Annotated in this window: 32 protein-coding genes; 23 read left to right on the top strand and 9 right to left on the bottom strand. The window is 65.7% G+C overall.

Annotated features, from left to right (window positions below; all coding sequences use genetic code 11):
* Nucleotides 1–9: 9 nt before the first annotated feature.
* From holA to leuS, 4 genes are read right to left on the bottom strand one after another with little or no spacing between them, the layout of a single operon-like run.
* A complete protein-coding gene (holA, locus tag GH681_RS15420) occupies nucleotides 10–1,035 on the bottom strand; it encodes a DNA polymerase III subunit delta (protein WP_153162390.1) in 1,026 nt (341 codons plus the stop codon).
* The gene (gene lptE / locus GH681_RS15415) at nucleotides 1,032–1,589 is read right to left on the bottom strand and encodes an LPS assembly lipoprotein LptE (RefSeq protein WP_153162389.1); all 558 of its coding nucleotides are present in this window, start codon (nucleotides 1,587–1,589) and stop codon (nucleotides 1,032–1,034) included. Before lptE ends, holA begins: the two co-directional genes overlap by 4 nt.
* Nucleotides 1,586–1,798 carry a hypothetical protein gene (locus GH681_RS15410; RefSeq protein WP_153162388.1) on the bottom strand — a complete coding sequence of 71 codons (213 nt, stop codon included), beginning with the start codon at nucleotides 1,796–1,798 and terminating at the stop codon, nucleotides 1,586–1,588. Before GH681_RS15410 ends, lptE begins: the two co-directional genes overlap by 4 nt.
* Nucleotides 1,799–1,815: 17 nt before the next feature.
* A complete protein-coding gene (leuS, locus tag GH681_RS15405) occupies nucleotides 1,816–4,506 on the bottom strand; it encodes a leucine--tRNA ligase (RefSeq protein ID WP_153162387.1) in 2,691 nt (896 codons plus the stop codon).
* Nucleotides 4,507–4,745: 239 nt separating this feature from the next.
* Between leuS and GH681_RS15400 the strand changes: the two genes are divergently transcribed.
* The 13 genes from GH681_RS15400 to hisD are packed head-to-tail and all read left to right on the top strand — an operon-like array spanning nucleotide 4,746 to nucleotide 15,108.
* Complete coding sequence (locus GH681_RS15400; RefSeq protein WP_153162386.1) at nucleotides 4,746–5,549, top strand: ABC transporter ATP-binding protein; 804 nt, start codon at nucleotides 4,746–4,748, stop codon at nucleotides 5,547–5,549.
* On the top strand, nucleotides 5,549–6,331 hold the full coding sequence (gene mlaE, locus GH681_RS15395; RefSeq protein ID WP_153162385.1) for a lipid asymmetry maintenance ABC transporter permease subunit MlaE: 783 nt from the start codon (nucleotides 5,549–5,551) through the stop codon (nucleotides 6,329–6,331). The genes GH681_RS15400 and mlaE overlap by 1 nt, the downstream gene beginning before the upstream one ends.
* A complete protein-coding gene (gene mlaD / locus GH681_RS15390; protein WP_153162384.1) occupies nucleotides 6,331–6,804 on the top strand; it encodes an outer membrane lipid asymmetry maintenance protein MlaD in 474 nt (157 codons plus the stop codon). The genes mlaE and mlaD overlap by 1 nt, the downstream gene beginning before the upstream one ends.
* A 58-nt stretch (nucleotides 6,805–6,862) precedes the next feature.
* Nucleotides 6,863–7,603, top strand: coding sequence for a VacJ family lipoprotein (locus tag GH681_RS15385; RefSeq protein ID WP_153162383.1), 741 nt, complete (start codon nucleotides 6,863–6,865; stop codon nucleotides 7,601–7,603).
* A gap of 48 nt (nucleotides 7,604–7,651) precedes the next feature.
* On the top strand, nucleotides 7,652–8,284 hold the full coding sequence (locus GH681_RS15380; protein ID WP_153162382.1) for a phospholipid-binding protein MlaC: 633 nt from the start codon (nucleotides 7,652–7,654) through the stop codon (nucleotides 8,282–8,284).
* Nucleotides 8,281–8,565, top strand: a complete 285-nt coding sequence (locus GH681_RS15375; protein ID WP_153162381.1) for a lipid asymmetry maintenance protein MlaB — start codon at nucleotides 8,281–8,283, stop codon at nucleotides 8,563–8,565. The genes GH681_RS15380 and GH681_RS15375 overlap by 4 nt, the downstream gene beginning before the upstream one ends.
* A gap of 21 nt (nucleotides 8,566–8,586) precedes the next feature.
* Nucleotides 8,587–9,489 (top strand): ABC transporter ATP-binding protein, encoded by a 903-nt coding sequence (locus tag GH681_RS15370; RefSeq protein ID WP_153162380.1) that lies wholly within the window; start codon nucleotides 8,587–8,589, stop codon nucleotides 9,487–9,489.
* A gap of 19 nt (nucleotides 9,490–9,508) precedes the next feature.
* A complete protein-coding gene (locus GH681_RS15365; protein ID WP_153162379.1) occupies nucleotides 9,509–10,264 on the top strand; it encodes an ABC transporter permease in 756 nt (251 codons plus the stop codon).
* 20 nt (nucleotides 10,265–10,284) lie between these two features.
* A complete protein-coding gene (locus GH681_RS15360) occupies nucleotides 10,285–10,539 on the top strand; it encodes a BolA family protein (RefSeq protein WP_153162378.1) in 255 nt (84 codons plus the stop codon).
* A 15-nt stretch (nucleotides 10,540–10,554) separates the two neighbouring features.
* Nucleotides 10,555–11,805: a UDP-N-acetylglucosamine 1-carboxyvinyltransferase gene (gene murA, locus GH681_RS15355; protein WP_153162377.1), complete on the top strand. Its 1,251-nt coding sequence runs from the start codon at nucleotides 10,555–10,557 to the stop codon at nucleotides 11,803–11,805.
* 14 nt (nucleotides 11,806–11,819) lie between these two features.
* Complete coding sequence (locus GH681_RS15350; RefSeq protein ID WP_153162376.1) at nucleotides 11,820–13,097, top strand: AAA family ATPase; 1,278 nt, start codon at nucleotides 11,820–11,822, stop codon at nucleotides 13,095–13,097.
* A gap of 53 nt (nucleotides 13,098–13,150) precedes the next feature.
* Nucleotides 13,151–13,795 (top strand): ATP phosphoribosyltransferase, encoded by a 645-nt coding sequence (hisG, locus tag GH681_RS15345; RefSeq protein WP_153162375.1) that lies wholly within the window; start codon nucleotides 13,151–13,153, stop codon nucleotides 13,793–13,795.
* The gene (gene hisD / locus GH681_RS15340; RefSeq protein ID WP_153162374.1) at nucleotides 13,792–15,108 is read left to right on the top strand and encodes a histidinol dehydrogenase; all 1,317 of its coding nucleotides are present in this window, start codon (nucleotides 13,792–13,794) and stop codon (nucleotides 15,106–15,108) included. Before hisG ends, hisD begins: the two co-directional genes overlap by 4 nt.
* A 74-nt stretch (nucleotides 15,109–15,182) precedes the next feature.
* Here the strand turns inward: hisD and hisC are convergent, their stop codons facing one another.
* Entirely contained in the window at nucleotides 15,183–16,265 is a 1,083-nt protein-coding gene (gene hisC, locus GH681_RS15335; RefSeq protein ID WP_153162373.1) for a histidinol-phosphate transaminase, read from the bottom strand.
* A 110-nt stretch (nucleotides 16,266–16,375) separates the two neighbouring features.
* On the opposite strand from hisC, the gene hisB reads away from it, so the two are divergent.
* From hisB to tatC, 10 genes are all read left to right on the top strand, one after another.
* Nucleotides 16,376–16,963 (top strand): imidazoleglycerol-phosphate dehydratase HisB, encoded by a 588-nt coding sequence (hisB, locus tag GH681_RS15330; protein WP_153162372.1) that lies wholly within the window; start codon nucleotides 16,376–16,378, stop codon nucleotides 16,961–16,963.
* Nucleotides 16,963–17,601 (top strand): imidazole glycerol phosphate synthase subunit HisH, encoded by a 639-nt coding sequence (gene hisH, locus GH681_RS15325; RefSeq protein ID WP_153162371.1) that lies wholly within the window; start codon nucleotides 16,963–16,965, stop codon nucleotides 17,599–17,601. The genes hisB and hisH overlap by 1 nt, the downstream gene beginning before the upstream one ends.
* Before the next feature lie 66 nt (nucleotides 17,602–17,667).
* Nucleotides 17,668–18,414, top strand: a complete 747-nt coding sequence (gene hisA, locus GH681_RS15320; protein WP_153162370.1) for a 1-(5-phosphoribosyl)-5-[(5-phosphoribosylamino)methylideneamino]imidazole-4-carboxamide isomerase — start codon at nucleotides 17,668–17,670, stop codon at nucleotides 18,412–18,414.
* A 3-nt stretch (nucleotides 18,415–18,417) separates the two neighbouring features.
* Nucleotides 18,418–19,176 carry an imidazole glycerol phosphate synthase subunit HisF gene (hisF, locus tag GH681_RS15315; protein ID WP_153162369.1) on the top strand — a complete coding sequence of 253 codons (759 nt, stop codon included), beginning with the start codon at nucleotides 18,418–18,420 and terminating at the stop codon, nucleotides 19,174–19,176.
* Nucleotides 19,173–19,577, top strand: a complete 405-nt coding sequence (hisI, locus tag GH681_RS15310) for a phosphoribosyl-AMP cyclohydrolase (RefSeq protein ID WP_153162368.1) — start codon at nucleotides 19,173–19,175, stop codon at nucleotides 19,575–19,577. Before hisF ends, hisI begins: the two co-directional genes overlap by 4 nt.
* Nucleotides 19,574–19,900 (top strand): phosphoribosyl-ATP diphosphatase, encoded by a 327-nt coding sequence (locus GH681_RS15305; RefSeq protein ID WP_153162367.1) that lies wholly within the window; start codon nucleotides 19,574–19,576, stop codon nucleotides 19,898–19,900. The genes hisI and GH681_RS15305 overlap by 4 nt, the downstream gene beginning before the upstream one ends.
* Before the next feature lie 21 nt (nucleotides 19,901–19,921).
* Nucleotides 19,922–20,269 carry a histidine triad nucleotide-binding protein gene (locus tag GH681_RS15300; protein ID WP_153162366.1) on the top strand — a complete coding sequence of 116 codons (348 nt, stop codon included), beginning with the start codon at nucleotides 19,922–19,924 and terminating at the stop codon, nucleotides 20,267–20,269.
* A gap of 17 nt (nucleotides 20,270–20,286) precedes the next feature.
* Complete coding sequence (tatA, locus tag GH681_RS15295) at nucleotides 20,287–20,505, top strand: Sec-independent protein translocase subunit TatA (RefSeq protein ID WP_153162365.1); 219 nt, start codon at nucleotides 20,287–20,289, stop codon at nucleotides 20,503–20,505.
* A 101-nt stretch (nucleotides 20,506–20,606) separates the two neighbouring features.
* Entirely contained in the window at nucleotides 20,607–21,146 is a 540-nt protein-coding gene (tatB, locus tag GH681_RS15290; protein ID WP_153162364.1) for a Sec-independent protein translocase protein TatB, read from the top strand.
* Nucleotides 21,143–21,880: a twin-arginine translocase subunit TatC gene (tatC, locus tag GH681_RS15285; protein WP_153162363.1), complete on the top strand. Its 738-nt coding sequence runs from the start codon at nucleotides 21,143–21,145 to the stop codon at nucleotides 21,878–21,880. Before tatB ends, tatC begins: the two co-directional genes overlap by 4 nt.
* 184 nt (nucleotides 21,881–22,064) lie before the next feature.
* Here tatC and GH681_RS15280 read toward each other — a convergent pair whose 3' ends face one another.
* The 4 genes from GH681_RS15280 to GH681_RS15265 form a co-directional block, all read right to left on the bottom strand.
* On the bottom strand, nucleotides 22,065–22,643 hold the full coding sequence (locus tag GH681_RS15280; protein WP_153162362.1) for a recombinase family protein: 579 nt from the start codon (nucleotides 22,641–22,643) through the stop codon (nucleotides 22,065–22,067).
* Nucleotides 22,644–22,856: 213 nt separating this feature from the next.
* Nucleotides 22,857–23,195, bottom strand: coding sequence for a hypothetical protein (locus GH681_RS15275; protein ID WP_228111927.1), 339 nt, complete (start codon nucleotides 23,193–23,195; stop codon nucleotides 22,857–22,859).
* Nucleotides 23,196–23,197: 2 nt separating this feature from the next.
* Nucleotides 23,198–23,485, bottom strand: a complete 288-nt coding sequence (locus GH681_RS15270; protein WP_153162360.1) for a DUF6516 family protein — start codon at nucleotides 23,483–23,485, stop codon at nucleotides 23,198–23,200.
* 184 nt (nucleotides 23,486–23,669) lie between these two features.
* On the bottom strand, nucleotides 23,670–24,259 hold a 590-nt coding region (locus GH681_RS15265; protein WP_153162359.1), incomplete at its 5' end, for a DUF3987 domain-containing protein.

Here is a 24,259-nt window from a genome sequence, read left to right as displayed (position 1 = left end):
GCCGGCGGGTCAGCGCCGTGCCGGCGTGGCGCCGCGGGTGAGGCGCAGGCATAGCTGGAGGAATTCGTCCCACACGTCGCCGCCGACCAGACCCTTGATCATCCGGTCAATCCGGGCGGCGTGCAAGATGGCGGTGCGCAGGGGGGCGCCGTCGAGGCGGGGCAGGGCGCGCTGGATGGCCTGACGGCGCCGGTCGTCGAAGATCCGTTCGGCCTTCATCAGGCCCTGCAGGGGCTGGCCTTCGTCAAGGCCCTGGCGCAGGTTGGCGAGGGTGCGGATCTCGTTGGCGAGCGCCCACAGGATGAGCGGCGGGGCCTCGCCTTCGCCCTTGAGGCCTTCGAGAAGGCGTGCGCAGCGGGCCGCGTCGCCTTCGAGCATGGCCTGGCGGAGGGAATCGACGTTGTAGCGGGCGACGTTGAGGATGGCCTCGCGCACTGCATCGAAACTCAGCTCGCCCGGGGGGTGGAGCAGGCCCAGCTTGAGGATCTCCTGGTGGGCGGCGAGGAGGTTGCCTTCCACGTGGTCGGCGATGAACGCGAGGGCCTCGGGGCCGGCCTTCTGCTGCTGGCGGGCGAGGCGCTGGGCGATCCAGTCGGGCAGGCGGTCGCGCTCCGGGGCGTTGGTCTCGATGGCCACGCCGGCCTCGCAGAGCGCCACGAACCACGCGGCTTTGCGGGTCGCCCAGTCGAGCTCGGGCAGGGTGATGAGGGTGACGATGCCGTCGTCGAGGGTCTTGGCGTAGCGCTGCAGGGCTTCTCCGCCATCGCGGCCGGGTTTGCCGTTGGGGATGCGCAGATCGACGAGCTTGCTGGCGCCGAACAGCGACAGGTTGCCGGCGGCGGACTGCAGCTCCGTCCATTTGAAACCCTGGCCGGCCACCAGCACCTCGCGCTCGGCGTAGCCCTGCTTGCGGGCGGCGGCGCGGATGGCGTCGCCGGCTTCGAGGACCAGCAGCGGCTCGTTGCCGTGCAGGACGTAGAGCGGGGCGAGGGGCTTGTCGAGGTGCGCGGCGAGTTGCTCGGGGCGCAGGTTCACGGCTTGGCTGCGGGCGCCGGGGCGGGCGCGGCGGCAGGCGGCGCTTCCGGCATCTTGGCGGCGGCGAGGCGACGCATCAGCTGCTGGACGAGGTCGTTCTGCATGTCGCGGTAGAGCAGGGTTTCTTCCTGCTGCTTGGCGAGGAGCTGGGTGTCGTCGAAGGCCAGGTCGCGGCGCAGGAAGATCTCGCTGGAGGGCATGATCTCCTGACCGTTCTTGCCGACCAGCCGGAAGATGAAGCGCTGGCGCAGCTGGTATTCGCGGACGCGGCCCTGGGTGTTGAGGGCGAGGATCACCTTGTCCTTGACGTCGGCCTGCACCTCGAGACGCACCTGGGCGTCTTCGGCCTTGTCGGTGACGATGGTGTTGCCGTTGGCCCGGATCTGGCGCCGGATCGCGGCGGCCAGCTCCGAGTACTGGTACATGTTCAGGTAGATCGAGTCGAAGGGCAGCGGGCGGGCGCCGCGCAGCTGGAAGCCGCAGCCTGCGAGGAGCGTGGCGCCGCCGAGGGCGAGCAGGGCCCGGCGACGGCCGGCGGAGTGGGGCGCGTTCATTTGGCTTGGTTCTCTCTCAGGCGTCGGCGTTCCTGCTCGTAGGCATCAAAGCTGGGCGGCGGAGGTTCGCGGTTGATGTCGCGGCCGGGTTCGTACTGCCGGCGGGCGTTTTCGTTGGCGAGGCTCTGGTACCACGTACGGTCGCCAGGGGTGCTGGCGCACCCGGTGGCGAGCAGGACGAGCAGCAGGCAGGCTTGGATGCGCATCACGCGAAACCTCCGTTCGATCAGCCGACGATGTTGACGAGACGGCCGGGCACGACGATGACCTTCTTCGCCGGGCGGCCTTCGAGGAACTTGATGGTCATCTCATGGGTGAGGGCGACCGCTTCGATGGTGTCCTTCGGCGCATCGGCGGCCACGCGGACCGAGCCGCGCAGCTTGCCGTTCACCTGCAGCATCAGCTCGACCTCATCCTGCACCAGCGCGGCTTCGAGGGGCTCGGGCCAGGCGGCGGCCAGGATGTCGTCGCCGTAACCCAGCTGGGCCCACAGGGCGTGGCTGATGTGCGGGGTGAGCGGCGAGAGCACGCGCAGCAGGATGCCGAAGCATTCCTCGATCACCTCGGCGGCGAGGGCGCCTTCGCGCGGGGCCTTTTCGAGGGCGTTGAGCATCTTCATGGTCGCGGAGGCCACGGTGTTGAACTGCTGCTTGCCCAGGTCGTAGTTGGCCTGCTTGAGGAGCAGGTGGATCTCGCGGCGGAAGGCGGCCAGGGCTTCCGGCAGCTTGGCGCCGGCGAGCTGGCGTTGGACGCCGATCTGCGGGCGGATCTCGCTGCCGAAGACGTGGCCGAAGCTCCACACGCGACGCAGGAAGCGGTAGGCGCCTTCGACGCCGGCGTCGGACCATTCGAGGGTCTGCTCGGGCGGTGCGGCGAACATCATGAAGAAGCGCGCGGTGTCGGCACCGTACTGCTCGATCAGGGCCTGCGGGTCCACGCCGTTGTTCTTCGACTTGGACATGGTGGTGAGCTCGTGCTCGAGCACCGTGCCGTCCTTCTTGAGCGTCGCGCCGGTGATCTGGCCCTTGGCGTCCTTCTGGATGTCGATCTCGCTTTCCCAGAAGTAGTTCTTGCCGCCGCCTTCGGGTTTGTGGAAGAAGGCGTTGTTGAGCACCATGCCCTGGGTGAGCAGGTGGGCGAAGGGCTCGCGGTACTCGACGAGGCCGAGATCGCGCATCACCTTGGTCCAGAAACGCGAATACAGCAGGTGCAGGATCGCGTGCTCGATGCCGCCGATGTACTGGTCGACGGTCATCCAGTAGTTGGTCTCGTCGTCGACCATCTTGTCGGCGCCGAACGTGGTGGCGTAGCGGGCGTAGTACCAGGACGAATCCACGAAGGTGTCCATGGTGTCGGTCTCGCGACGGGCCGGCTTGCCGCACTTGGGGCAATCGACGTGCAGGAAATCCTCCCGCTTGTGCAGCGGGTTGCCGGAGCCATCCGGCACGCAGTCTTCGGGCAGCACCACCGGCAGCTGGTCGTCGGGCACGGGCACCGAGCCGCAGCTGTCGCAGTGGATGATGGGGATCGGGCAGCCCCAGTAGCGCTGGCGGGAGATGCCCCAGTCGCGCAGGCGCCATTGCACCTTCTTCTCGCCGACTTCCTGGGCGGCGAGGTCGGCCGCGATGGCATCGACGGCTTGAGCAGCTGAGAGGCCATCGTACGCGCCAGAGTTCACCAAAACCCCATATTCCGCGTAGCTGGGCCTCCAAGCATCTACGGAGAAGTCATCAGTATTTCCCTTCCAGTAGAGCTGCTGTTCTTTGTCTTGGAGGGTGCCCGTGATTCCTACGAGTTGAATCGGCGCGATGACTTGCTTGATTTCAATGCCGTACTTTTTCGCAAACGCGAAATCCCGCTCGTCGTGAGCGGGCACGCCCATCACGGCGCCGTCGCCATAGCTCATCAGCACGTAGTTGCCGACCCACACCTCGACCTGCTTGCCGGTGAGCGGATGGGTGACGTAGAGGCCGGTGGGCAGGCCTTCCTTCTCCATCGTGGCCATGTCGGCTTCCATCACCGAGCCGTGCTTGCACTTCTCGATGAAGGCGGCGAGGCCCGGATTGGACTTGGCGGCGTGCAGCGCGAGCGGGTGTTCGGCGGCCACGGCGCAGAAGGTGACGCCCATGATGGTGTCGGCGCGGGTGGTGAACACCCACAGCTTGCCGTCGCCGATCGGGCCGCCACCGTTATCAGCGTCGGCGATGTCGTGCTTGAAGGCGAAGCGCACGCCGGTGCTCTTGCCGATCCAGTTGGCCTGCATCAGCTTGACGCGCTCGGGCCAGCCGCCAAGCTGGTCGAGATCGCCCAGCAGTTCGTCGGCGTAGTCGGTGATCTTGAGGTAGTAGCCAGGGATCTCGCGCTTCTCGACCACCGCGCCGGTGCGCCAGCCGCGGCCGTCGATGACCTGCTCGTTGGCGAGCACGGTCTGGTCGACCGGATCCCAGTTGACCACCTGGGTCTTGCGCTCGGCGATGCCCTTTTCAAGCATGCGCAGGAAGATCCACTGGTTCCACTTGTAGTACTCGGGCGTGCAGGTGGCCAGCTCGCGGCTCCAGTCGATGGCAAAGCCGAGCGACTTGAGCTGCTGCTTCATGTAGGCGATGTTGTCGTAGGTCCACTTGGCGGGCGGCACCTGGTTCTTGATCGCGGCGTTCTCGGCGGGCAGGCCGAAGGCGTCCCAGCCCATGGGCTGCAGGACGTTGAAGCCCTTCATCTTGTGGAAGCGGGACAGGACATCGCCGATCGTGTAGTTGCGCACGTGGCCCATGTGCAGCTTGCCCGACGGGTACGGGAACATCGACAGGCAGTAGTACTTCGGCCTGGATGCGTCGGCGGAGACGCGGAAGGCGGCGCTGTCGTCCCAATACTGTTGGGCGGCACGTTCGATGTCGGCGGGGAGGTATTTGTCCTGCATTTTTTCCTGCATCGGCGGGGAAGATCGAAGAGAATGTCGCGCTACGCGTGGCAGGCCGGGTTGGGTCTGGTGCTGCGGGCGGACCGAAACCGTGCATTATAAACGGCTCTGGCGAAGCCCGCTTCGGGATGCTCAACGCCTTGATGTCACGAGGTAATTCTGGCCGGCATGGGGCTTCCCCGCATGCCACGAAACAAACCCTCTGCTACAATCGACTTCCCGCATTGCAACATTTTTCCATGTCAGAGCCTCTCGTCCGACTCGAAAACGTGCGCTTCGCCTATGGCGAACGAGCGATCCTGCGCGACATCTCCATGTCGATCCCGCGGGGCAAGGTCGTGGCCATCATGGGCGGCAGTGGCAGCGGCAAGACGACCCTGCTGCGTCTCATCGGCGGGCAGGAAAAGGCCTGCGGCGGGCGCGTCACGGTGGATGGGCAGGATGTGGCCGGCCTTGGTCGCGATGCGCTCTACGCCATGCGCCGGCGGATGGGCATGCTGTTCCAGTTCGGGGCGCTGTTCACCGACATGACGGTCTTCGACAACGTGGCCTTTCCGCTGCGCGAACACACCGATCTGTCGCCCGAGCTCATCAACGATCTGGTGCTCATGAAGCTCCACGCGGTCGGCCTGCGCGGTGCCGCGCGCTTGATGCCCGGCGAGCTCTCCGGCGGCATGGCGCGCCGGGTTGCGCTGGCCCGGACGATCGCCCTCGACCCCATGCTGCTGATGTACGACGAGCCCTTCACCGGCCTCGACCCGATCTCCCTCGGCGTGATCGGCCAGCTGATCCGGCGCCTCAACGATGCCCTCGGGGCGAGTTCGGTGATCGTCACCCACGACATCCACGAATCCCTGCAGATCGTCGATTACATTTACTTCATCTCGGAGGGCCGGGTGGTCGCCGAAGGCACGCCCGACGAGATCCGCAACTCCACCGACCCCTTCGTGCATCAGTTCGTCAACGCCGAGGCGGACGGGCCGGTGCCTTTCCACTATCCGGCCGGCGACTACGCCACGGCCCTGACCGGAGGCGCAGCCTGATGGGGGGCGTGTTCCGCAAGCTCGGCCGCATGGCCATCAATGGCGTCTGGCAGCTGGGCTTCATCACCCGCTTCCTGTGGCTGATCCTGGTGTATTCGGGGCAGTCCTTCACGCGCCTGCACCTCACCATCCGTGAGCTGTATTTCAGCGGCGTCCTCTCGCTGCTCATCATCCTGGTGTCGGGCCTGTTCGTCGGGCTGGTGCTCGGCCTGCAGGGCTACGAGATCCTCCAGCGCTACGGTTCCACCGAGGCGATGGGCACGCTCGTCGCGCTCTCCTTGCTGCGCGAGCTGGGGCCGGTGGTGGCCGGGCTGCTGTTTGCGAGCCGTGCCGGTTCTGCCGTCACCGCCGAGATCGGGCTGATGAAGGTCACCGAGCAGCTCAAGGCGATGGACATGATGGCGGTGAGCCCCATCGCCCGCGTGGTTGCGCCGCGCTTCTGGGGCGGAGTGATCTCGATGCCGCTGCTGGCGGCGCTGTTCTCGACGATGGGCATCTTTGGCGGCTGGCTGATCGGCGTGGTCTTCATCGGCGTCGACCACGGCGCCTTCTGGGGGCAGATGCAGTCCGCTGTGGATTTCCAGTACGACGTGCTCAACGGCGTCTACAAGAGTTTCGCCTTTGGCGTGGCGGTGGCGCTGATCGCCGTCTTCGAAGGTTACGACTGCGTGCCGACCGCCGAAGGCGTGTCCCGGGCGATCACGCGGACGGTGGTGAGTTCGGCGCTGGCCATCCTGGCGCTCGATTTTGTGATGACGTCTTTCATGTTCAGAGGTCTATGATGAGTCGCACGACGCTCGATCTGTGGGTCGGGGTTTTCGTGGCGATGGGTATCGCCGCGCTGCTGTTCCTGGCGCTGAAGGTGGGCAGCATTTCCGGCTCCGAGATCCAGTCGCCCTATACCCTGCGTGCCAATTTCGACAACATCGGCGGGCTCAAGCTGCGTGCGCCGGTCAAGAGCTCCGGCGTGGTGGTCGGGCGAGTCGAGCAGATCCGCTACGACAATGAACGCTTTCAGGCCGAGGTGGTCTTCACGGTGGATGGGCGCTACAAGTTCCCGACCGACACCTTCGCCAACATCCTCACCTCCGGCCTGCTCGGCGAGCAGTACCTCGGGCTCGATCCCGGCGGCGAGGAGAAGACCCTGGCGCCCGGTGAAGTCATCAAGAAGACCCAGTCGGCCGTTGTGCTTGAAAAGCTGATCAGCCAGTTCATGTTCGGCAAGGCCGAGGGCGATTCCGCACCGGCCAAGTAAGGCAGAACCGGAACAACGACAGAGAGCGGAGGCGGCCCGGCCAGCCTCCGGAAAAGCCATGAAGAACAGCACACCCGATTCGACCCCCGTGCGGCGCGGCGCCCTGGCGCTGCTGCTGGCCCTTGGCCTGTCGGCCTGCGCCGGCACTGGCGGACATCCCAAGGACCCGCTGGAGCCCCTCAACCGGGCAACCTTCAGCTTCAATGAAACCGCCGACCGCTACGTGATGCGCCCGGTGGCCCAGGTCTACGATCTGGCGCCGCTGCCGGTAAAGGTGGGGGTGGGCAACTTCTTCGGCAACCTCGGCGACTTCTGGATCGGGGTGAACAACCTGCTCCAGGGCAAGTTTGTCGATGGCCTGTCGGATGGCGGGCGCCTGCTGATCAACAGCACCATCGGCATCTTCGGCATCTTCGACATCGCCACCGAAATGGGCCTCGAGAAGCACGACGAGGATCTCGGCCAGACGCTCGGCCGCTGGGGCGTGGGCGATGGCCCCTACCTGGTGCTGCCGCTCCTCGGTCCGAGCAATCTGCGTGACACCGTCGGCCTGGTGGGTGATCTGAACGTTGACCCGATCTGGGGCGTCGAGGACATCGGCGAGCGCAACCGCCTGACGGCCCTGCGCTTCATCAACCGTCGCGCCCAACTGCTCGGTGCCGACACCACCGCCGATCAGGCTGCCCTCGACAAGTACGGCTACATGCGCAGCTTCTACATCCAGTACCGCCGGAGTCAGGTCTACGATGGCCGCCCGCCGCGGGAAAAGGATGAAGACGACGATTCCGGCGCCGAATAAGCCGGAGCGCGCCATCCCCAATACGAACAAGAACACAGAGAATACGCGATGAAGAAAATCTCCTCCCTGATTGCCACTCTCGTCCTCGGCCTTGGCGTGCAGTTCGCCGCCCTAGCCGACACCGTCGCCCCGGACGCCCTCGTGAAGGGCGTGACCGACGACGTCATCACCATCGTCCGCCAGGACAAGGCGATCCAGTCCGGCGACACCCGCAAGGCCGTCGAGCTGGTCGAGACCAAGGTGCTGCCGTACTTCGATTTCGCCCACATGACCCGCCTCGCCGTGGGCAAGGACTGGAAGCAGGCCAGCGCCGACCAGAAGGCCCAGCTCACCCAGGAGTTCAAGACCCTGCTGGTGCGCACCTATTCCAACGCGCTCACCCAGTACCGCAACCAGCAGATCGACTTCAAGCCCCTCAAGGCCAAGCCCGAAGACACCGACGTGGTGGTCCGCACCGAAGTCCGCCAGGCCGGTGCCAAGCCGGTGCAGATCGACTACAGCCTCGACAAGCAGGGCGACAACTGGAAGGTCTACGACGTGATGGTGGCCGGCGTCAGCCTCGTCACCAACTACCGCGACAGCTTCGGCCAGGAAGTGCGGGCCGGCGGCATCGACGGCCTGATCAAGTCCCTCAAGGACAAGAACAAGCAGCTCGAAACCACGGTCTCTGCCAAGAAATGATCCGCGAAGACGGCGCCCGGCTGACCCTCGAAGGTCCGCTCACCCTTGCCACCGTCGCGCCGCTGGGCGAGGCGGGGCGGGCGCTCGTGGCCGCGGCCGACCGGGTTGTCGACCTGGCTGCCGTCACCCAGGTGGATTCGGCCGCACTGGCCCTCTTGCTCAGCTGGACGCGGGCAGCCCGTGGCGCCGGCCGGCAGTTCTCCATCACCGGCGCCCCCGCCGCGCTGGTGAGCTTGGCGTCCCTCTACGACGTCGATACCATTCTGCCTCTCGGGCGCTGAGCGCCTCTCCCGGTTTTTCCCATGAGCCCTGCGATCCGCATTGCCGGCGTCACCAAGCATTTCCGTTCCCTGCAGGCGCTCGCCGGCGTCGACCTGGAGATCGGGCAGGGCGAATTCTTCGGCCTGCTCGGCCCCAATGGCGCGGGCAAGACGACGCTCATTTCCTGTCTCGCGGGCCTGGCGCGGCCTGACTCCGGCACTCTCGAAGTGATGGGGCACGACGTGGTGCGCGACTACCGCGCCGCCCGCATGGCCCTTGGCGTGGTGCCCCAGGAGCTGGTCTTCGATCCGTTCTTTTCGGTGCGCGAGATGCTGCGCATCCAGTCGGGCTACTTCGGACTCAAGAACAACGACGACTGGATCGACGAGATCCTGCACCACCTGGATCTCACCACCAAGGCCAACGCCAACATGCGGATGCTCTCGGGCGGCATGAAGCGGCGGGCCCTGGTGGCCCAGGCGCTGGTCCATCGCCCGCCAGTGATCGTTCTCGACGAGCCCACCGCCGGCGTCGACGTGGAACTGCGCCAGGGCCTGTGGCAGTTCATCCGCAAGCTCAACGAGGACGGTCACACCATCGTGCTGACCACCCATTACCTCGAAGAAGCCGAAACCCTGTGCGGTCGCATCGCCATGCTCAAGACCGGCCGCATCGTCGCGCTCGATACCACTGCCAATCTGCTGCAGCGCTTTGCCAGCCACACCCTCACCCTCAGCCTCGCTGCGCCCATCGTGCTGCCGGCGCCGCTGGCGGCACGGGTGGCCCGGGCCGACGGCGCCGAGCTTGCCTTCGGCTTCGACAGCTTCGATGAAGTGGCGGGCCTGCTGGAGGGCGTCCGTGCGGCGGGCGGCAACGTCCTCGACATGGCCCTCGGCAAGCCCGACATGGAGCAGGTCTTCGTCGGCATCATGAATCAGAACTAGAACGCGAGCCGACGACCCCATGGAAGGTTTCAAGACCCTGCTCTACAAGGAGTGCCTGCGATTCTGGAAGGTCGGTTTCCAGACCGTGCTGTCGCCAGTGCTCACCGCGGTGCTCTACCTGCTGATCTTCGGGCACGTGCTGGAAGACCACGTCCAGCCTTTCCCTGGCGTCAGCTACACGGCCTTTCTGGTGCCGGGCCTGGTGATGATGACGGTGCTCCAGAACGCCTTCGCCAACAGCTCGTCGTCCCTTATCCAGAGCAAGATCACCGGCAACATCGTGTTCGTGCTGCTGCCGCCGATCTCCTACCGGGAGTTCTACGCCGCCTACGTGATCGCCGCCGTGCTGCGTGGCGCAGCCTGTGGTGTCGGGGTGCTGGCGGTGTCGCTGCCCTTCGTGTCGTTCAACATCGCCCAGCCGGGCTGGATCATCGCCTTCACCCTGCTGGGCGGCGCCTTCCTCGGCAGCCTGGGAGTGATCGCCGGCATCTGGGCCGACAAGTTCGACCAGCTCGCGGCCTTCCAGAATTTCCTGATCATGCCGCTGACCATGCTCTCCGGCGTTTTTTACTCGATTCATTCCCTGCCGGCTTTCTGGCAGGGGGTGTCGCATTTCAATCCGTTTTTCTTCATGATTGACGGTTTTCGCTACGGCTTTTTCGGCGCCTCCGACGTGTCGCCGTGGACCAGCATCAGTGTCGTGACCGCCTGCTTCGTCGTGCTCGCAGTCGTCACCCTGCAGATGCTTGCCCGCGGTTACAAGCTGCGCGCCTGAGTTTCTCCAAGGATCAAAAGATGTTTGACGCACGCGAAATCGAACGCCTGATCGTTGCCGGCCTCGACTGCGACTTCCTGCAGATCGAAGGCGATGACGGGGTTCACTTCTCCGGCATCGTCGTGAGCAAGGTTTTCGAGGGCAAGCCCAAGGTCCGCCAGCACCAGGCGGTCTATGCCACCCTCGGCAAGCTGATGGGCAACGAGATCCACGCCCTCCAGCTCAACACCTACACCCCCGCCCAATGGGCCGAATTTCAGAAGGAACTGGGCTGATCGCCCGGACTGTCGATGGATAAACTTTTGATTGCCGGCGGCGCCCGCCTGTCCGGCGAGATCGCCATTTCCGGCGCCAAGAACGCCGCCCTGCCGATCCTCTGCGCTGCCCTGCTGACCACCGAGCCGGTCACCTTCACCAACGTGCCGCGCCTCAACGACATCGGCACGCTGCTGCGCCTGCTCGAGCAGATGGGCGTCAAGGTCACCCGCGATGGCGACACCGTCACCCTCGATGCGGCCGGCGTGAACAACCCGGTCGCCTCCTACGAGATGGTCAAGACCATGCGCGCCTCGATCCTCGTGCTCGGCCCGCTGGTGGCGCGCTTCGGCGAGGCCCGCGTGAGCCTGCCCGGCGGCTGCGCGATCGGCGCCCGTCCGGTGGATCAACACATCAAGGGCCTGCAGGCCATGGGCGCCGAGGTGAAGGTCGAGCACGGCTACGTGCACGCCAAGGTGCCGCGCCTCAAGGGCGCCCGCCTGTTCACCGACATGGTCACCGTCACCGGCACCGAAAATCTGATGATGGCCGCCTGTCTGGCCGATGGCGAGACCGTCATCGAGAACGCCGCCCGCGAACCCGAAGTCGTCGACCTGGCCAACTGTCTGGTGGCGATGGGCGCCCAGATCTCCGGCGCCGGCGGCGACGTGATCCGCATCCGCGGCGTGAAGGCCCTGCACGGCGCCACCTACCGGGTGATGCCCGACCGCATCGAGACCGGCACCTACCTGTGCGCCGCGGCCGTCACTGGCGGTGAAGTGCGCCTCACGCAAACCTCCGGCAGCTACCTCGACGCCGTCATCGACAAGCTGATGGATGCCGGCTGCGAGATCGTCACCGAGCGCGATGCGATCCGCCTCACCGCCCCGGCGCGCCTCAACGCCGTGAGCCTGCGCACCGCCCCGTATCCGGCTTTCCCCACCGACATGCAGGCCCAGTTCATGGCCCTCAATGCGGTGGCCGACGGCACGGCGGTGATTCGCGAGACCATCTTCGAAAACCGCTTCATGCACGCGGTCGAGCTGCAGCGCCTGGGCGCCGACATCAAGATCGACGGCAACACCGCCTTCGTGAAGGGCGTGCCGCGCCTGCAGGGCGCCACCGTGATGGCGACCGATCTGCGCGCTTCCGCCAGCCTGATCATCGCCGGCCTGGTGGCCGAAGGTGAAACCACGGTCGAGCGCATCTACCACCTGGATCGCGGCTACGAGAAGCTCGAAGCCAAGCTCGCGGCGCTGGGCGCCAACGTCCGCCGCCTGAGCTGACCGGCCTGCCCGCCGTGGAAGCGTGGATCGTTTCGCTGGCGGGCAGCAACCCTGTGTTCTCCGGCGGGCTCGCCCTGGGCCTGCTGGGGGCGGTGGCCTACTGGCTGAAGGATGCGCTGCCCGCCACGGCGGTCTTCCTCAGCCGCTACATCGTCTCCACCGTCACCGTCGACAACCGGGACGAGATCCTCTTCCCGACCGTCGTCGAATACATGCACGCCCGCGACGTGCTGCGCCGGATCAACCAGTTCACCGTGCGCGCGGTGAAGGATTCCGACGCCTACCAGAGCTTCTCCGACGACCTGCGCCAGGGCGTGCGCCCGCGGGCCTTTTTGTCGCCGGCCGAGGGTTTCCACATCTTCTGGCTGGACGGCCGGCTGATGTGGATGAAGCGCGAGGTGAGCGTCGGCCAGACGATCTTCGAGAAGATCACCCTGTCGTGCTTCGGGCGCGACAAGTCGGTGCTGGAAGCCTTCATCCACGCCGCCATCGAAGAGCGCGTCGCCCGCGAACTCGACAAGATCGCGATCTACATCCCCAACCCCTACACCCACGGCGACTGGTCGCGGGCGCGGCTGGGCAACAACCGCCAGCTGGCGTCCATCGTCCTCAAGGCCGGGCAGACCGAGCAGATCCTGGCCGACCTGGGCCGCTTCTTCGCCGACAAGGCCCGCTACGACGACCTGGGCATTCCCTGGCGGCGCGGCTACTTGCTGTATGGCGCCCCGGGCACCGGCAAGACGTCGCTGGTCACCGCGCTGGCCTCCGAGATGCGCCTCAACGTGTGCAGCCTGTCGCTGGCCGCGTCGGGGATCACCGACGACAAGATCGGCAGCCTGCTGGCCAGTGTGCCGCCGCGCTCGATCATCCTGATTGAAGACGTGGACGCCTTCTTCCGCCAGCGCGAACAGCAGAGCCAGCAGGTCAGGCTGTCTTTCTCGGGCTTCCTCAACGCGCTGGATGGCGTGGCGGCTCACGAGGGCTCGGTGGTCTTCATGACCACCAACCACCCGGAAACCCTCGACGAGGCGCTGGTGCGATCGGGCCGGATCGACTTCCGGATGGAACTCGGCCCCTGTGACCGGCATCAACTGGCGGGGATGTTCCGCAAGTTCCACGACGACCCGGCGCTGGCCGAGGCCTTTGCCGCCGCGCTGCCCGAAGGCGAGTTGTCGCCGGCGGCGGTGCAGGAGCGGCTGCTCAAGGCCCGCAGCCCCGCCGAGGCCTTTGTCCGCTTCGATCTGCCGGTGCCCGCAGGGCTTGCCGGCGCTGCGGTAACGGCGGCCGACTGACGGCCACCCCCGCGATCGGCTAAAATCACTTTTTGCTCAGACAGATCATCACCTTGAACGGCATCACGCTTGCCCTTTCGAAGGGCCGAATCTTCGAAGAAACCCTGCCGCTGCTCGCCGCCGCAGGGATCACGCCGACCGACAACCCCGAGACGTCGCGCAAGCTCATCATCGGCACCAACCGGCCGGACGTGCGCCTCGTCATCGTGCGCGCCACCGACACGCCGACCTACGTCCAGTACGGCGCCGCCGACCTCGGCATCGCCGGCAAGGACGTGCTGATCGAGCATGGCGGCGCCGGCCTGTACCAGCCGCTGGACTTGAACATCGCCAAGTGCCGGCTGTGCGTGGCGGTGCCCAAGGAGTTCGACTACGCCGCGGCGGTCAAGCGCGGCGCGCGCATCCGCGTGGCCACCAAGTACGTCAATGCCGCCAAGGCGCACTTTGCCGCCAAGGGCATGCACGTGGATCTCATCAAGCTCTACGGCTCGATGGAACTCGCGCCGCTGGTCGGCCTCGCCGACGCGATCGTCGATCTGGTCTCCACCGGCGGCACCCTCAAGGCCAACAACCTGGTCGAGGTCGAGGACATCATGCCCATCAGCTCCCGGCTGGTGGTCAATCAGGCCTCCCTCAAGCTGAAACGCGAACTCATCCAGCCCGTGCTGGAAGCCTTTGCCGGAGCCATCAAGCCATGAGCGAGCAGATCCGCCGCCTTTCGTCCGCCGAACCCGGCTTTGCCGCCACCCTCGACGCCCTGCTGGCCTTCGAAGGCAGCACCGATGCGGCCATCGAACAGGCCGTTGCCGACATCCTCGCCGCCGTGCGCAAGGACGGCGACGCGGCGGTGGTCGAATTCACCCGTCGCTTCGATCACCTCGACGTGGCCGACATGGCCGCGCTCGAACTGCCCCGCGCCGAGCTCGACGCGGCGCTGGCCGGCCTGCCCGCCGAGCAGCGCGCCGCGCTCGAATCCGCCGCGGAGCGCGTGCGCCTTTACCATGAGCGCCAGCGCCTCGAATCCTGGAGCTACACCGAAGACAGCGACGCCATGCGCGGCACCCGTCTCGGCCAGCAGGTCAACCCGCTGGATCGCGTCGGCCTGTACGTGCCGGGCGGCCGCGCGTCCTATCCCAGCTCGGTGCTGATGAACGCCATTCCCGCCAAGGTGGCCGGCGTGGGCGAGCTGATCATGGTCGTGCCCACCCCGCGTGGCGAGAAGAACCCGCTGGTGCTGGCCGCCGCGGCGATCACCGGCGTTGATCGCGTGTTCACCATCGGCGGCGCCCAGGCCGTGGCTGCGCTGGCCTACGGCACCCAGACCATCCCGCAGGTGGACAAGATCGTCGGCCCCGGCAACGCCTATGTGGCCAGCGCCAAGCGCCGGGTGTTCGGCACCGTCGGCATCGACATGGTGGCGGGCCCGTCTGAAGTGCTGGTGATCTCCGACGGTTCCGGCAATCCGGACTGGGTGGCGATGGATCTCTTCGCCCAGGCCGAGCACGACGAGCTTGCCCAGTCCATCCTGCTGTGCACCGACGAGGCCTTCATCGGCCGCGTCGAAGCCAGCATTGCGAAGCTGCTGCCCGAGATGCCGCGCCGCGAAACCATCGCCACGTCGCTCAAGAACCGTGGTGCGCTGGTGCTGGTGCGTGATCTGGCCGAAGCCTGCGAGATCGCCAACCGGATCGCCCCGGAACACCTGGAGCTGTCGCTGGCGGAGCCCGGCCCGTGGGTCGAGAAAATCCGCCACGCTGGCGCCATCTTCATCGGCCACCACTCGGTCGAGGCGCTGGGCGACTACTGCGCCGGCCCCAACCACGTGCTGCCGACCATGCGCAGCGCGCGCTTCTCGAGCCCGCTGGGCGTGTATGACTTCCAGAAGCGCACCAGCCTCATCGAAGTGTCCGAAGTCGGCGCCCAGACCCTGGGCAAGGTCGCGTCCATCCTCGCTCACGGCGAAGGCCTGCAGGCCCACGCCCGCTCGGCGGAGATGCGCCTGAAGGGCTAAATCCCTCTCAGGTTGCGCCCAACAAAAAGCCGCGTCCACGGACGCGGCTTTTTGCCATCTGAAGGTCCCAAAAATCAGCCGAGGATGTCCTTCAGCGCCGCCACCAGCAGATCGCACTGTTCATCCGTGCCCACGGTGATACGCAGGAACTGGTCGATCCGCGCCGCCTTGAAGTGGCGCACGATGATGCTGCGCTCCCGCAGGCGGGCCGACAGCGCGGCGGCGTCGTGGCCCGGGTGGTGGGCAAACACGAAGTTGGCGGCCGACGGCAGTACCTCGAAGCCCAGCGCGGCCAGATCGGCAGCGAGGCGCTCGCGGCTGGCGATCACCTTGCGGCGGGTTTCGTCGAACCACACCTCGTCGTCCATCGCGGCGCTGGCGCCCACCAGGGCGAGGCGATCGAGCGGATAGGAGTTGAAGCTGTCCTTGACCCGGGTGAGGGCCTCGATCAGCTCGGGCTGGCCGATCGCAAAGCCCACCCGCAGGCCCGCCAGCGAGCGCGACTTGGAGAGCGTCTGCGTGACCAGAACGTTCGGGAAGCGGCGCACCAGCGCCACCGCCGTGGGGATTGCGTCGAGCCCACCGAAGTCCACGTAGGCCTCGTCGATCACGATGGGCGCGTCCGGCAGCGCGGCGGCGAGGCGCTCGACCTCGGCCAGCGGCAGCAGACGGCCGGTGGGGGCGTTGGGGTTCGGGAAGATCACTGCGCCGGCGTCGCCCGCGAGGTAATCATCGACGCGGATCGAGAAGTCGTCGGCGAGCGGCACGACGCGGTAGTCGATGCCGTACAGCCCGCAGTACACCGGGTAGAAGCTGTAGGTGATGTCCGGGAAGAGCAGCGGCTTGTCGTGCTTGAGCAGCGCCTGGAAGGTGTGGGCCAGCACCTCGTCGGAGCTGTTGCCCACGAACACCCATTCGGCCGGCACGTCGAAGTGGCGGGCGACGGCGGCCTTGAGCTGGCTCCCGAGGGGGTCGGGGTAGAGCTTCAGGCGGTCGGCATCGGCGCCGAGTTCTGCGTGGATCGCGGCCAGCACGCGGGGGCTGGGCGGGTAGGGGTTTTCGTTGGTGTTGAGCTTGACCAGGTTGGCGAGCTTGGGCTGCTCGCCCGGAACATACGGGGTCAGGCCGTGAACGACGGGGCTCCAGAAGCGGCTCATGGCGATCGACTCGGGCGGCGGTTTGCGCCGCAAGGGACGGTGAAAACGCTAAATGCTATCATGGCCGTTCTCATTACCTCGTTTCGACCGTTTCTCCTGGAAAACCCCCAATGCGGCAAGCCGAAATCTCCCGCGACACCCTCGAGACCAAGATCCGGGTCAAGATCAACCTGGACGGTTCGGGCAACAGCCAGCTCAACACCGGCATCGGTTTCTTCGACCACATGCTCGACCAGATCGCCCGTCACGGCGCCTTCGATCTCGAGATCGAATCCGTCGGCGACCTGCACATCGACGGCCATCACACCGTGGAAGACGTGGGCATCACCCTCGGCCAGGCCTTTGCGAAGGCGGTCGGCGACAAGAAGGGCCTGACCCGCTACGGCCACGCCTACGTGCCGCTCGATGAAGCCCTCTCCCGCGTGGTGGTCGATCTGTCCGGCCGCCCGGGCCTCGAATTCGACATTCCCTTTACTGCCGCGATGATCGGTGCCCTCGACACCCAGCTGGTGTATGAATTCTTCCAGGGCTTCGTCAATCACGCCGGCGTCAGCCTGCACATCGACAACCTCAAGGGCCGCAACGCGCACCACCAGTGCGAGACCGCCTTCAAGGCCTTCGGCCGCGCGCTGCGCATGGCGGTGACGCCCGATCCGCGCCAGGCCGGCGTGGTGCCGTCCACCAAGGGGGCCCTGTGATGAGCAAGGTCGCCATCATCGATTACGGCATGGGCAACCTGCGTTCGGTGGCCAAGGCCATCGAGCACGTCGCCACCGCTGCCACCGTCGTCGTCACCGCCGATCCGGCTGAAGTGCTGTCGGCGGATCGCGTCGTCTTCCCCGGCCAGGGCGCGATGCCCGACTGCATGCGCGAGCTCGACGCCCGCAACCTGCGTCCGGCCGTGCTCGAAGCCGCGCGGAACAAGCCTTTCCTGGGCATCTGCATCGGTCAGCAGATGCTCTTCGATCACAGCGAAGAGGGCAACGTGCCCGGCCTCGGCATCTTCAAGGGCGAAGTGCGGCGCTTTCCTGCCGACAAGATGGTGGCTGCCGATGGCGCCCGCCTGAAGGTGCCCCACATGGGCTGGAACGAAGTCTGGCAGAAGCAGGCTCACCCCCTGTGGGCCGGCATCCCCGACGGCGCGCGCTTCTACTATGTGCACAGCTACTACGTCGATCCCGCCGATCCGGCCATCGTCGCCGCGACCACCGACTACGGCATCCCCTTTACCGGGGCGGTAGCGCAGGCTAATATCTTCGCCATCCAGTTCCACCCGGAAAAGAGCGCCCAGGCAGGTCTGCAGCTGCTGTCCAACTTCATGTCCTGGAAGCCCTGAATCGCTCCCCATGGGTAGCCAAATCCATCCCGTCGTTCCGTTCCCTCCCTTACCGCACTTCTTCCTATGCTGCTGATTCCCGCCATCGACCTCAAGGACGGTCACTGCGTGCGCCTTAAGCAAGGCGAAATGGATGCCGCCACGGTCTTCTCCGAAGACCCGCGTGCCATGGCCCGTCACTGGGTCGAGCAGGGCGCCCGGCGCCTGCATCTGGTGGACCTCAACGGCGCCTTTGCCGGCAAGCCGAAGAACGAAGCCGCCATCAAGGCCATCCTCGAGGAAGTCGGCGACGAGATCCCCGTCCAGCTGGGCGGCGGCATCCGCGACCTCGATACCATCGAGCGCTATCTCGACGCGGGCCTCACCTACGTGATCATCGGCACCGCCGCGGTCAAGAACCCGGGCTTCCTGCACGACGCCTGCAGCGCCTTCGCCGGCCACATCATCGTCGGCCTCGACGCGAAGGATGGCAAGGTTGCGGTGGATGGTTGGTCCAAGCTCACCGGCCACGATGTCGTCGACCTCGCCAAGAAGTTCGAGGACTACGGTGTCGAAGGCGTGATCTACACCGACATCGGCCGTGACGGCATGCTCTCCGGCGTGAACATCGAAGCCACCGTCAAGCTCGCCCAGGCCCTGCGCATCCCCGTCATCGCCAGCGGCGGCATCGCCACCCTGACCGACGTGGAAGCCCTGTGCGCCGTCGAATCCGAAGGCGTGGCCGGGGCCATCACCGGCCGGGCGATCTACGAAGGCACCCTCGATTTCGGCGCAGCCCAGGCCCGCGCCGACGCCCTCAACGGGGCCGCCTGATCCATGCTCGCCAAACGCATCATCCCCTGCCTCGATGTGAACGCCGGCCGCGTGGTCAAGGGCGTCAATTTCCTTGAGCTGCGGGATGCCGGCGATCCGGTCGAGGTCGCCCGCCGCTACGACGAGCAGGGCGCCGACGAGATCACCTTCCTCGACATCACCGCCAGCTCCGACGACCGCAACATCATCCTGCACGTGGTCGAGCAGGTGGCCGAGCAGGTCTTCATCCCGCTCACTGTCGGTGGCGGCGTGCGCACCGTCGATGACGTGCGGCGCCTCCTCAATGCCGGTGCCGACAAGGTCAGCATCAACACCGCCGCGGTCAATAATCCGCAGGTCGTGGCCGACGCCGCCCACAAGGTGGGCAGCCAGTGCATCGTGGTCGCCATCGACGCCAAGCAGGTTGCGCCGGGCAAGTGGGAGGTCTTCACCCACGGCGGGCGCAACCGCACCGGCCTCGATGCCGTCGAATGGGCGCAGAAGGTGGCCGAGCTCGGTGCTGGCGAGATCCTCCTCACCAGCATGGATCGCGACGGCACCAAGAACGGCTTCGACCTCGGCCTCACCCGTGCCGTGTCCGACGCGATCTCGATTCCCGTCATTGCCAGCGGCGGCGTGGGCAGTCTCGATCACCTCGCCGACGGCGTCACCCTGGGCCGTGCGGATGCCGTACTGGCCGCCAGCATCTTCCACTTCGGCGACCACACGGTGCGCGAAGCCAAGGAACTGATGCGCGCCCGCGGCATCGAGGTGCGCCTGTGAGCGCCGCGCCTGGTTCCAACGCCTGGCTGGATGAACTCACCTGGGACAAGGACGGGCTGATCCCCGCCATCGCCCAGGATGCTGAGACCGGCGACGTGCTGATGTTCGCCTGGATGAACCGCGACGCCCTGGCGCGTACGGTCGAGACCGGCGAGGCCGTCTATTTTTCAAGATCCCGCGGCAAGCTGTGGCACAAGGGCGAGGAGTCCGGCCACACCCAGAAGATCCGCGAGATCCGCATCGATTGCGACAACGACGTGGTGCTTCTGAAGATCGAGCAGGTGGGCGGCATTGCCTGTCACACCGGGCGGCGCAGCTGCTTCTTCCAGAGATACCTCGCCGACGGCCGCTGGGAGGCCGTTGATCCGGTTCTGAAAGACCCGAAGGAGATTTACAAATGATCGATATCGAAGTGCTGCACCGGGTGTCCGAGACCCTGGCTTCCCGCAAGGACGCAAGTCCCGAGTCGTCCTACGTTTCCGGCCTGTTCCACAAGGGCACCGACGCCATCTGCAAGAAGGTCGCCGAAGAGGCCGCCGAAACCATCATGGCCGCCAAGGACAAGGATCTGCTGCATGTGGTCTGGGAGGTCACCGACGTGTGGTTCCACACCATGATCCTGCTGCATCACTTCGGCTTGTCGGTGGACGACGTGCTCGCCGAGTTCCGCCGTCGCGAAGGCGTGTCGGGCATCGACGAGAAGAAGGCCCGGACTGCAAACTGACGAAAACCGGTAAGGATTCCCATGCAGGATTGCCTGTTCTGCCGTATTGTTCGCGGCGAGATTCCCGCCGCGAAAGTCTATGAAGACGAAGAAGTCCTGGCTTTCCGGGATATTCAGCCGCAGCGGCCTGTCCACGTGCTGGTGATCCCGAAAAGGCACATCACCTCGCTGGCGCACGCTACCGAGGCAGATATCCCCGTGCTGGGGCGGATGCTCGCAGTGGCCAACCAGATTGCCGTCGATCAAGGAAGTACCGACGGCTTTCGGTCCATCATTAACACAGGCCGCGTCGGCGGGCAGGAAGTCATGCATGTGCACATGCACATCGTAGGCGGGCAGGAGCCGGTCGGGCCGATGCTTAAACGGTAGTTTTCCAGGAGATTCAAATGGGTTCCTTCAGCATTTGGCATTGGCTGATTGTTCTGGTCATCGTCATGCTCGTGTTTGGCACGAAGAAGCTGCGCAACATCGGCCAGGATCTGGGCGGTGCGGTCAAGGGCTTCAAGGACGGCATGCGCGAAGCCGAGGGCGACGCGAGCCAGAAGATCGCCGATGGTGGCAAGCAGACCATCGACGCGGAAGCCCGGGACAAGAGCAAGTCCTGATTCCTGGCCCGCAGCCGGCGCGGAAGGGGCGCTATCCAGCCGCCCCTTTTTCGTTTCTGGTGCCGGCTCTCCGGGTTGTTTTGATAAGTTAGGCGAAGCGGATGTTCGATATCGGTTTTTCCGAACTCGTGGTCATCGGGATCGTGGCCCTTCTGGTGCTCGGCCCCGAGCGTCTGCCCAAGGTGGCGCGTACCACGGGTCACCTTCTGGGGCGTCTGCAGCGGTATGTCTCCGACGTGAAGTCGGACATCAACCGCGAGATGCAGCTCGACGAGCTCAAGCGTCTGCAGGAAGAGGCTCGCACTTCGGCGATGGCCTTCGAGTCGTCGGTTCGCAGCGAGATCGCGGGCGTCGAGAGCAGCGTCAATGCCTCCGTGGCGTCGGCTTCGTCGGCGGTGGCCGATCTCGAGAAGAGCCTGACGTCGTCGGCCGAAGCCGCGCCCGTCGAGGCCCACGACACCGCTGCGGCACAACTGGACCGTCAGCTTGCCGAGGCGGACGCCCATGCCGGGCCAATGCCATCGTTCGCGACGACGCCACCGGTCGAGCCTGCCGCCGTGCCTCCCGGGCCCGCAGCCCCGGAGCCCCAGCTGGGGTTCGATTTCGTCCCGCCTTCTGACTCAAAGAATCCCAAGTCATGAGCGCCCAGGAAGACACTTTCATTTCCCACCTCATCGAACTACGCGACCGCCTGCTGCGGGCGGTGGTGGCGGTGGTGGCGGTTTTCGTCTGCCTGATGCCCTGGGCCGGCGACATCTACGACATCCTGGCCCATCCGATGATGCAGGCTTTGCCCGAAGGCACGCGGATGATCGCCACGGGCGTTGTGACGCCCTTCTTCGTGCCGATGAAGGTCACCCTGCTGGTGGCCTTCGTGATCGCGCTGCCTTTCGTGCTCTACCAGGCCTGGTGCTTCATCGCCCCAGGCCTCTACGCCCACGAAAAGCGCCTGGGCCTGCCGCTGGTGGTGGGGAGCACCATCCTGTTCCTGGCGGGGATGGCCTTCTGCTATTTCTTCGTGTTCGGGACGGTGTTCAAGTTCATCGCCCAGTTTTCGCCCAAGAGCATCACCCCTGCGCCGGACATCGAGCAGTACCTGGCCTTCGTGATGTCCATGTTCCTGGCCTTCGGCATCACCTTCGAGGTGCCGGTGTTCGTGATCGTGCTGACCAAGATGGGTATCGTCGATGTGGCCAAGCTGAAGGAAGCGCGGCCTTACGTGATCGTCGGCGCCTTCGTGATCGCCGCAGTGGTGACGCCGCCGGATGTGGTCTCCCAGCTGATGCTGGCGATTCCCATGTGCCTGCTCTACGAACTGGGGATCTTCCTGGCGCGCTTCGTCACCAAACGCCAGCCAGAGGCAGTGGCCGAGTAGGCCAGACAACAACAGTAAAGGGCGCCGTAGCGCCCCGTTTGCATGACAGAAAGGGCGTCCCGAGGGGCGCCCTTTCTGCTTAGACGTTGGACGGGAAGTCAGGCCACGCAAACCCTTTAAATGCAGCTCTTGGGTTCTCTCGGTTGCCAGTTTGTACCCGGCCCCGTACCCGGTTTTGACGCGGTTATTCTGTATGCCTCGCCGCTTGCAGTGAGCAGGCCCGCTTTACGCTCGCTGCTGAGATGCCGAAGTGATCCGCAGTCGCCTTGATGCTGGCAGAGTGCTCCGCACGCCATGCGACCACGGCGGCATCATCAATGGCCTTGGTTCGCCCAAGGCTCTTGCCTTCGGCCCTTGCTCGCTCAAGCCCCGCGAGCTGGCGGGCCTTGAGGTTTTCCCGCTCCAGTTCCGCCACCGCCGCCAGCATCGTGAGCATGAGCTTGCCGGCCGGGGTCGCCAGGTCGAAGCCTTCCCGCATCGAGACGACCGAGACGCCCTTCGCCTTCAGGGCTTCCACCGTCGAAAGCACGTCAATGGTGTTGCGGCCCAGACGGTCGATTGCCGCGACGATCACCACGTCACCTTCGCGCACGTAGGCGAGCAGGGCGGACATGGCCGGGCGCTGGGTGGCGGCCACCGCACCCGATACGCCGTCATCGGAGAACCACTTTCCCACGGTGTAGCGGGTCGAGATGGTGCGGCGCTGGTTCTCACAGGTTTGGTCGTCAGTAGAGACGCGGACGTAGGCAACGATTGCGGACATGGCAGGCCTCCTTCTGGCTCAAAATCTATGGGTCAGATGTTAGCCTAGCTCAAAACTCAAAACAACTGTTTTGAGCTATTGAGGAAGCGCCCCTTTTGGGGTGGCTCAAAAGGTTAGGGTTTTGATCTACTCGAAAGGTTCACACCGGGCCAGAAAGCACGACGCCGGGGCGTGCCCGGCGTCGGTCTGGTCGAGAACAGGGAAGGGGGTGATCTACGCGGCCCGGCGTAGGTGCATGTCCACATGAATGTCGTCGAAGGGGCACACCAGCCCGCCCCGGTCGGTGCGTTCGATCAGGCCGAGTTCCACCAGCACCCCCGCATCTTCATGGACGCGCTTCACGTCGCGTTCAAGCCGGCGGGCAAGCTCCCTTACCGCCACCTCGCCGACCCCCTGCAAGGCGTGGAGCATGGCCCATCGGTTTTCGGTCAGGCGGGCAAAGAAGGCGGCGGGGCTTTCAAAGTTGAGGGTTTCGCCCTGGTAGGCATCGGCCGCGAAGGCGGCACCCGCGGCGGCGCGAAGGGCTGACCGCCAGTCGGGGTTAATCGTCACGGTTAGTGTTCGCTTTTCCATCGCTCCACCTCCTGAATGAAGTCATCGATCAGCCTATCAACGCCGGCAAAGGCATAGGGCCGCTCTTCGTCGCCGACGTGCTTGTGATCGCCCTTGCCGCGTTCGTTGTCGAAGCCGACCACACGCCGGCCTGCCACCACATAGACGAGCCGATACTTGAAGCGGTGTTCGGACGGCGGCACCGGATCGGGCACCCGCCACACGACCATCTCAAGCCCGGTTCCATCCTCGGCGATGTCACGGAAGCGGGTTATCAGCTCGGCTTTCATGTTGGCGAATGTGCCAACATGAACAGGCGTTGTCAATCGTGCCAACAATCCGGCATGTGGCGCCTGTGCCACTCCCGAAAATTTCCCTCATACCCCCCTGCGTGGTCACTGCCAAAACTGCCAAATTGAGAAAAGACAGTTTTGGCAGTGCCCGCCCGGCACGTATGGGCGGTTTTTTCTGCAATCAGTGCCGGGCCGGCGGGTTCGCCTTGGGGTTGGCGAAGTACAGCGTTCGGGGCTTGGTCCGGGTCGGTTCCTGCCACGCCTCTAGGTGCCCCAGCTCAACGAGCAGATCAAGCCCGGAAGCGACCCGCTTTTGATCGGCCAGGCCGGACCATCCCCGGCGCCACACGTCCCGGCTGCCGAACCCATCCCGCGGCAGATCGCCCTTCTTGATCCGCTCCACGATCCGCCGGGCCGCGTCGGCCTCGCCGTCGTGGGCCATGCCGTAGCAACGGCGGGCATGGCTTTCGAGATAAACGGCCCAATGCAGGGCGCGCAGGGTGGAGGCGAAGCCCACCGGGCCGGCGTGCCCGTCCGCCAGGTGGAAGGCCAGGGCGAGGGCGGGAACCAGCTTGCGGTACTTGGCAAGGTGGCTTTCGAGGGCCGGGAACAGATCGCCACCCCGCAAGCCCGCCTCAAAGCCCGTGCGCCAGTCGGTGAAGGCTTCGAGGGCGTCCGGGGCGAGGCGCAGGAAGGGCGGCGCGTCGGGGGCGTCCTGCTCGGCACCGCGGGCCAGGGCATCGAGCACGTCCAGTTCATCAAACACCGCAA

It is taken from the genome of Zoogloea sp. 1C4 (assembly GCF_009469605.1).
Lineage (GTDB): Bacteria > Pseudomonadota > Gammaproteobacteria > Burkholderiales > Rhodocyclaceae > Zoogloea > Zoogloea oryzae.
Note: the sequence above shows the minus strand (reverse complement) of the source record. Positions and strands in the feature narration are given on the sequence as shown.

Bases quoted from the DNA above. Each gene is read 5' to 3' on its own strand.
- hisF (WP_153162369.1), top strand. From the start codon at position 18,418: ATGCTCGCCAAACGCATCATCCCCTGCCTCGATGTGAACGCCGGCCGC.
- GH681_RS15375 (WP_153162381.1), top strand. From the start codon at position 8,281: ATGATCCGCGAAGACGGCGCCCGGCTGACCCTCGAAGGTCCGCTCACC.
- mlaD (WP_153162384.1), top strand. From the start codon at position 6,331: ATGAGTCGCACGACGCTCGATCTGTGGGTCGGGGTTTTCGTGGCGATG.
- murA (WP_153162377.1), top strand. From the start codon at position 10,555: ATGGATAAACTTTTGATTGCCGGCGGCGCCCGCCTGTCCGGCGAGATC.
- hisD (WP_153162374.1), top strand. From the start codon at position 13,792: ATGAGCGAGCAGATCCGCCGCCTTTCGTCCGCCGAACCCGGCTTTGCC.
- GH681_RS15370 (WP_153162380.1), top strand. From the start codon at position 8,587: ATGAGCCCTGCGATCCGCATTGCCGGCGTCACCAAGCATTTCCGTTCC.
- mlaE (WP_153162385.1), top strand. From the start codon at position 5,549: ATGGGGGGCGTGTTCCGCAAGCTCGGCCGCATGGCCATCAATGGCGTC.
- GH681_RS15365 (WP_153162379.1), top strand. From the start codon at position 9,509: ATGGAAGGTTTCAAGACCCTGCTCTACAAGGAGTGCCTGCGATTCTGG.
- hisA (WP_153162370.1), top strand. From the start codon at position 17,668: ATGCTGCTGATTCCCGCCATCGACCTCAAGGACGGTCACTGCGTGCGC.
- hisC (WP_153162373.1), bottom strand. From the start codon at position 16,265: ATGAGCCGCTTCTGGAGCCCCGTCGTTCACGGCCTGACCCCGTATGTT.
- tatA (WP_153162365.1), top strand. From the start codon at position 20,287: ATGGGTTCCTTCAGCATTTGGCATTGGCTGATTGTTCTGGTCATCGTC.
- GH681_RS15385 (WP_153162383.1), top strand. From the start codon at position 6,863: ATGAAGAACAGCACACCCGATTCGACCCCCGTGCGGCGCGGCGCCCTG.
- tatB (WP_153162364.1), top strand. From the start codon at position 20,607: ATGTTCGATATCGGTTTTTCCGAACTCGTGGTCATCGGGATCGTGGCC.
- GH681_RS15305 (WP_153162367.1), top strand. From the start codon at position 19,574: ATGATCGATATCGAAGTGCTGCACCGGGTGTCCGAGACCCTGGCTTCC.
- hisB (WP_153162372.1), top strand. From the start codon at position 16,376: ATGCGGCAAGCCGAAATCTCCCGCGACACCCTCGAGACCAAGATCCGG.
- hisH (WP_153162371.1), top strand. From the start codon at position 16,963: ATGAGCAAGGTCGCCATCATCGATTACGGCATGGGCAACCTGCGTTCG.
- GH681_RS15270 (WP_153162360.1), bottom strand. From the start codon at position 23,485: ATGAAAGCCGAGCTGATAACCCGCTTCCGTGACATCGCCGAGGATGGA.
- lptE (WP_153162389.1), bottom strand. From the start codon at position 1,589: ATGAACGCGCCCCACTCCGCCGGCCGTCGCCGGGCCCTGCTCGCCCTC.
- tatC (WP_153162363.1), top strand. From the start codon at position 21,143: ATGAGCGCCCAGGAAGACACTTTCATTTCCCACCTCATCGAACTACGC.
- GH681_RS15280 (WP_153162362.1), bottom strand. From the start codon at position 22,643: ATGTCCGCAATCGTTGCCTACGTCCGCGTCTCTACTGACGACCAAACC.
- GH681_RS15380 (WP_153162382.1), top strand. From the start codon at position 7,652: ATGAAGAAAATCTCCTCCCTGATTGCCACTCTCGTCCTCGGCCTTGGC.
- GH681_RS15360 (WP_153162378.1), top strand. From the start codon at position 10,285: ATGTTTGACGCACGCGAAATCGAACGCCTGATCGTTGCCGGCCTCGAC.
- GH681_RS15400 (WP_153162386.1), top strand. From the start codon at position 4,746: ATGTCAGAGCCTCTCGTCCGACTCGAAAACGTGCGCTTCGCCTATGGC.
- GH681_RS15300 (WP_153162366.1), top strand. From the start codon at position 19,922: ATGCAGGATTGCCTGTTCTGCCGTATTGTTCGCGGCGAGATTCCCGCC.
- leuS (WP_153162387.1), bottom strand. From the start codon at position 4,506: ATGCAGGACAAATACCTCCCCGCCGACATCGAACGTGCCGCCCAACAG.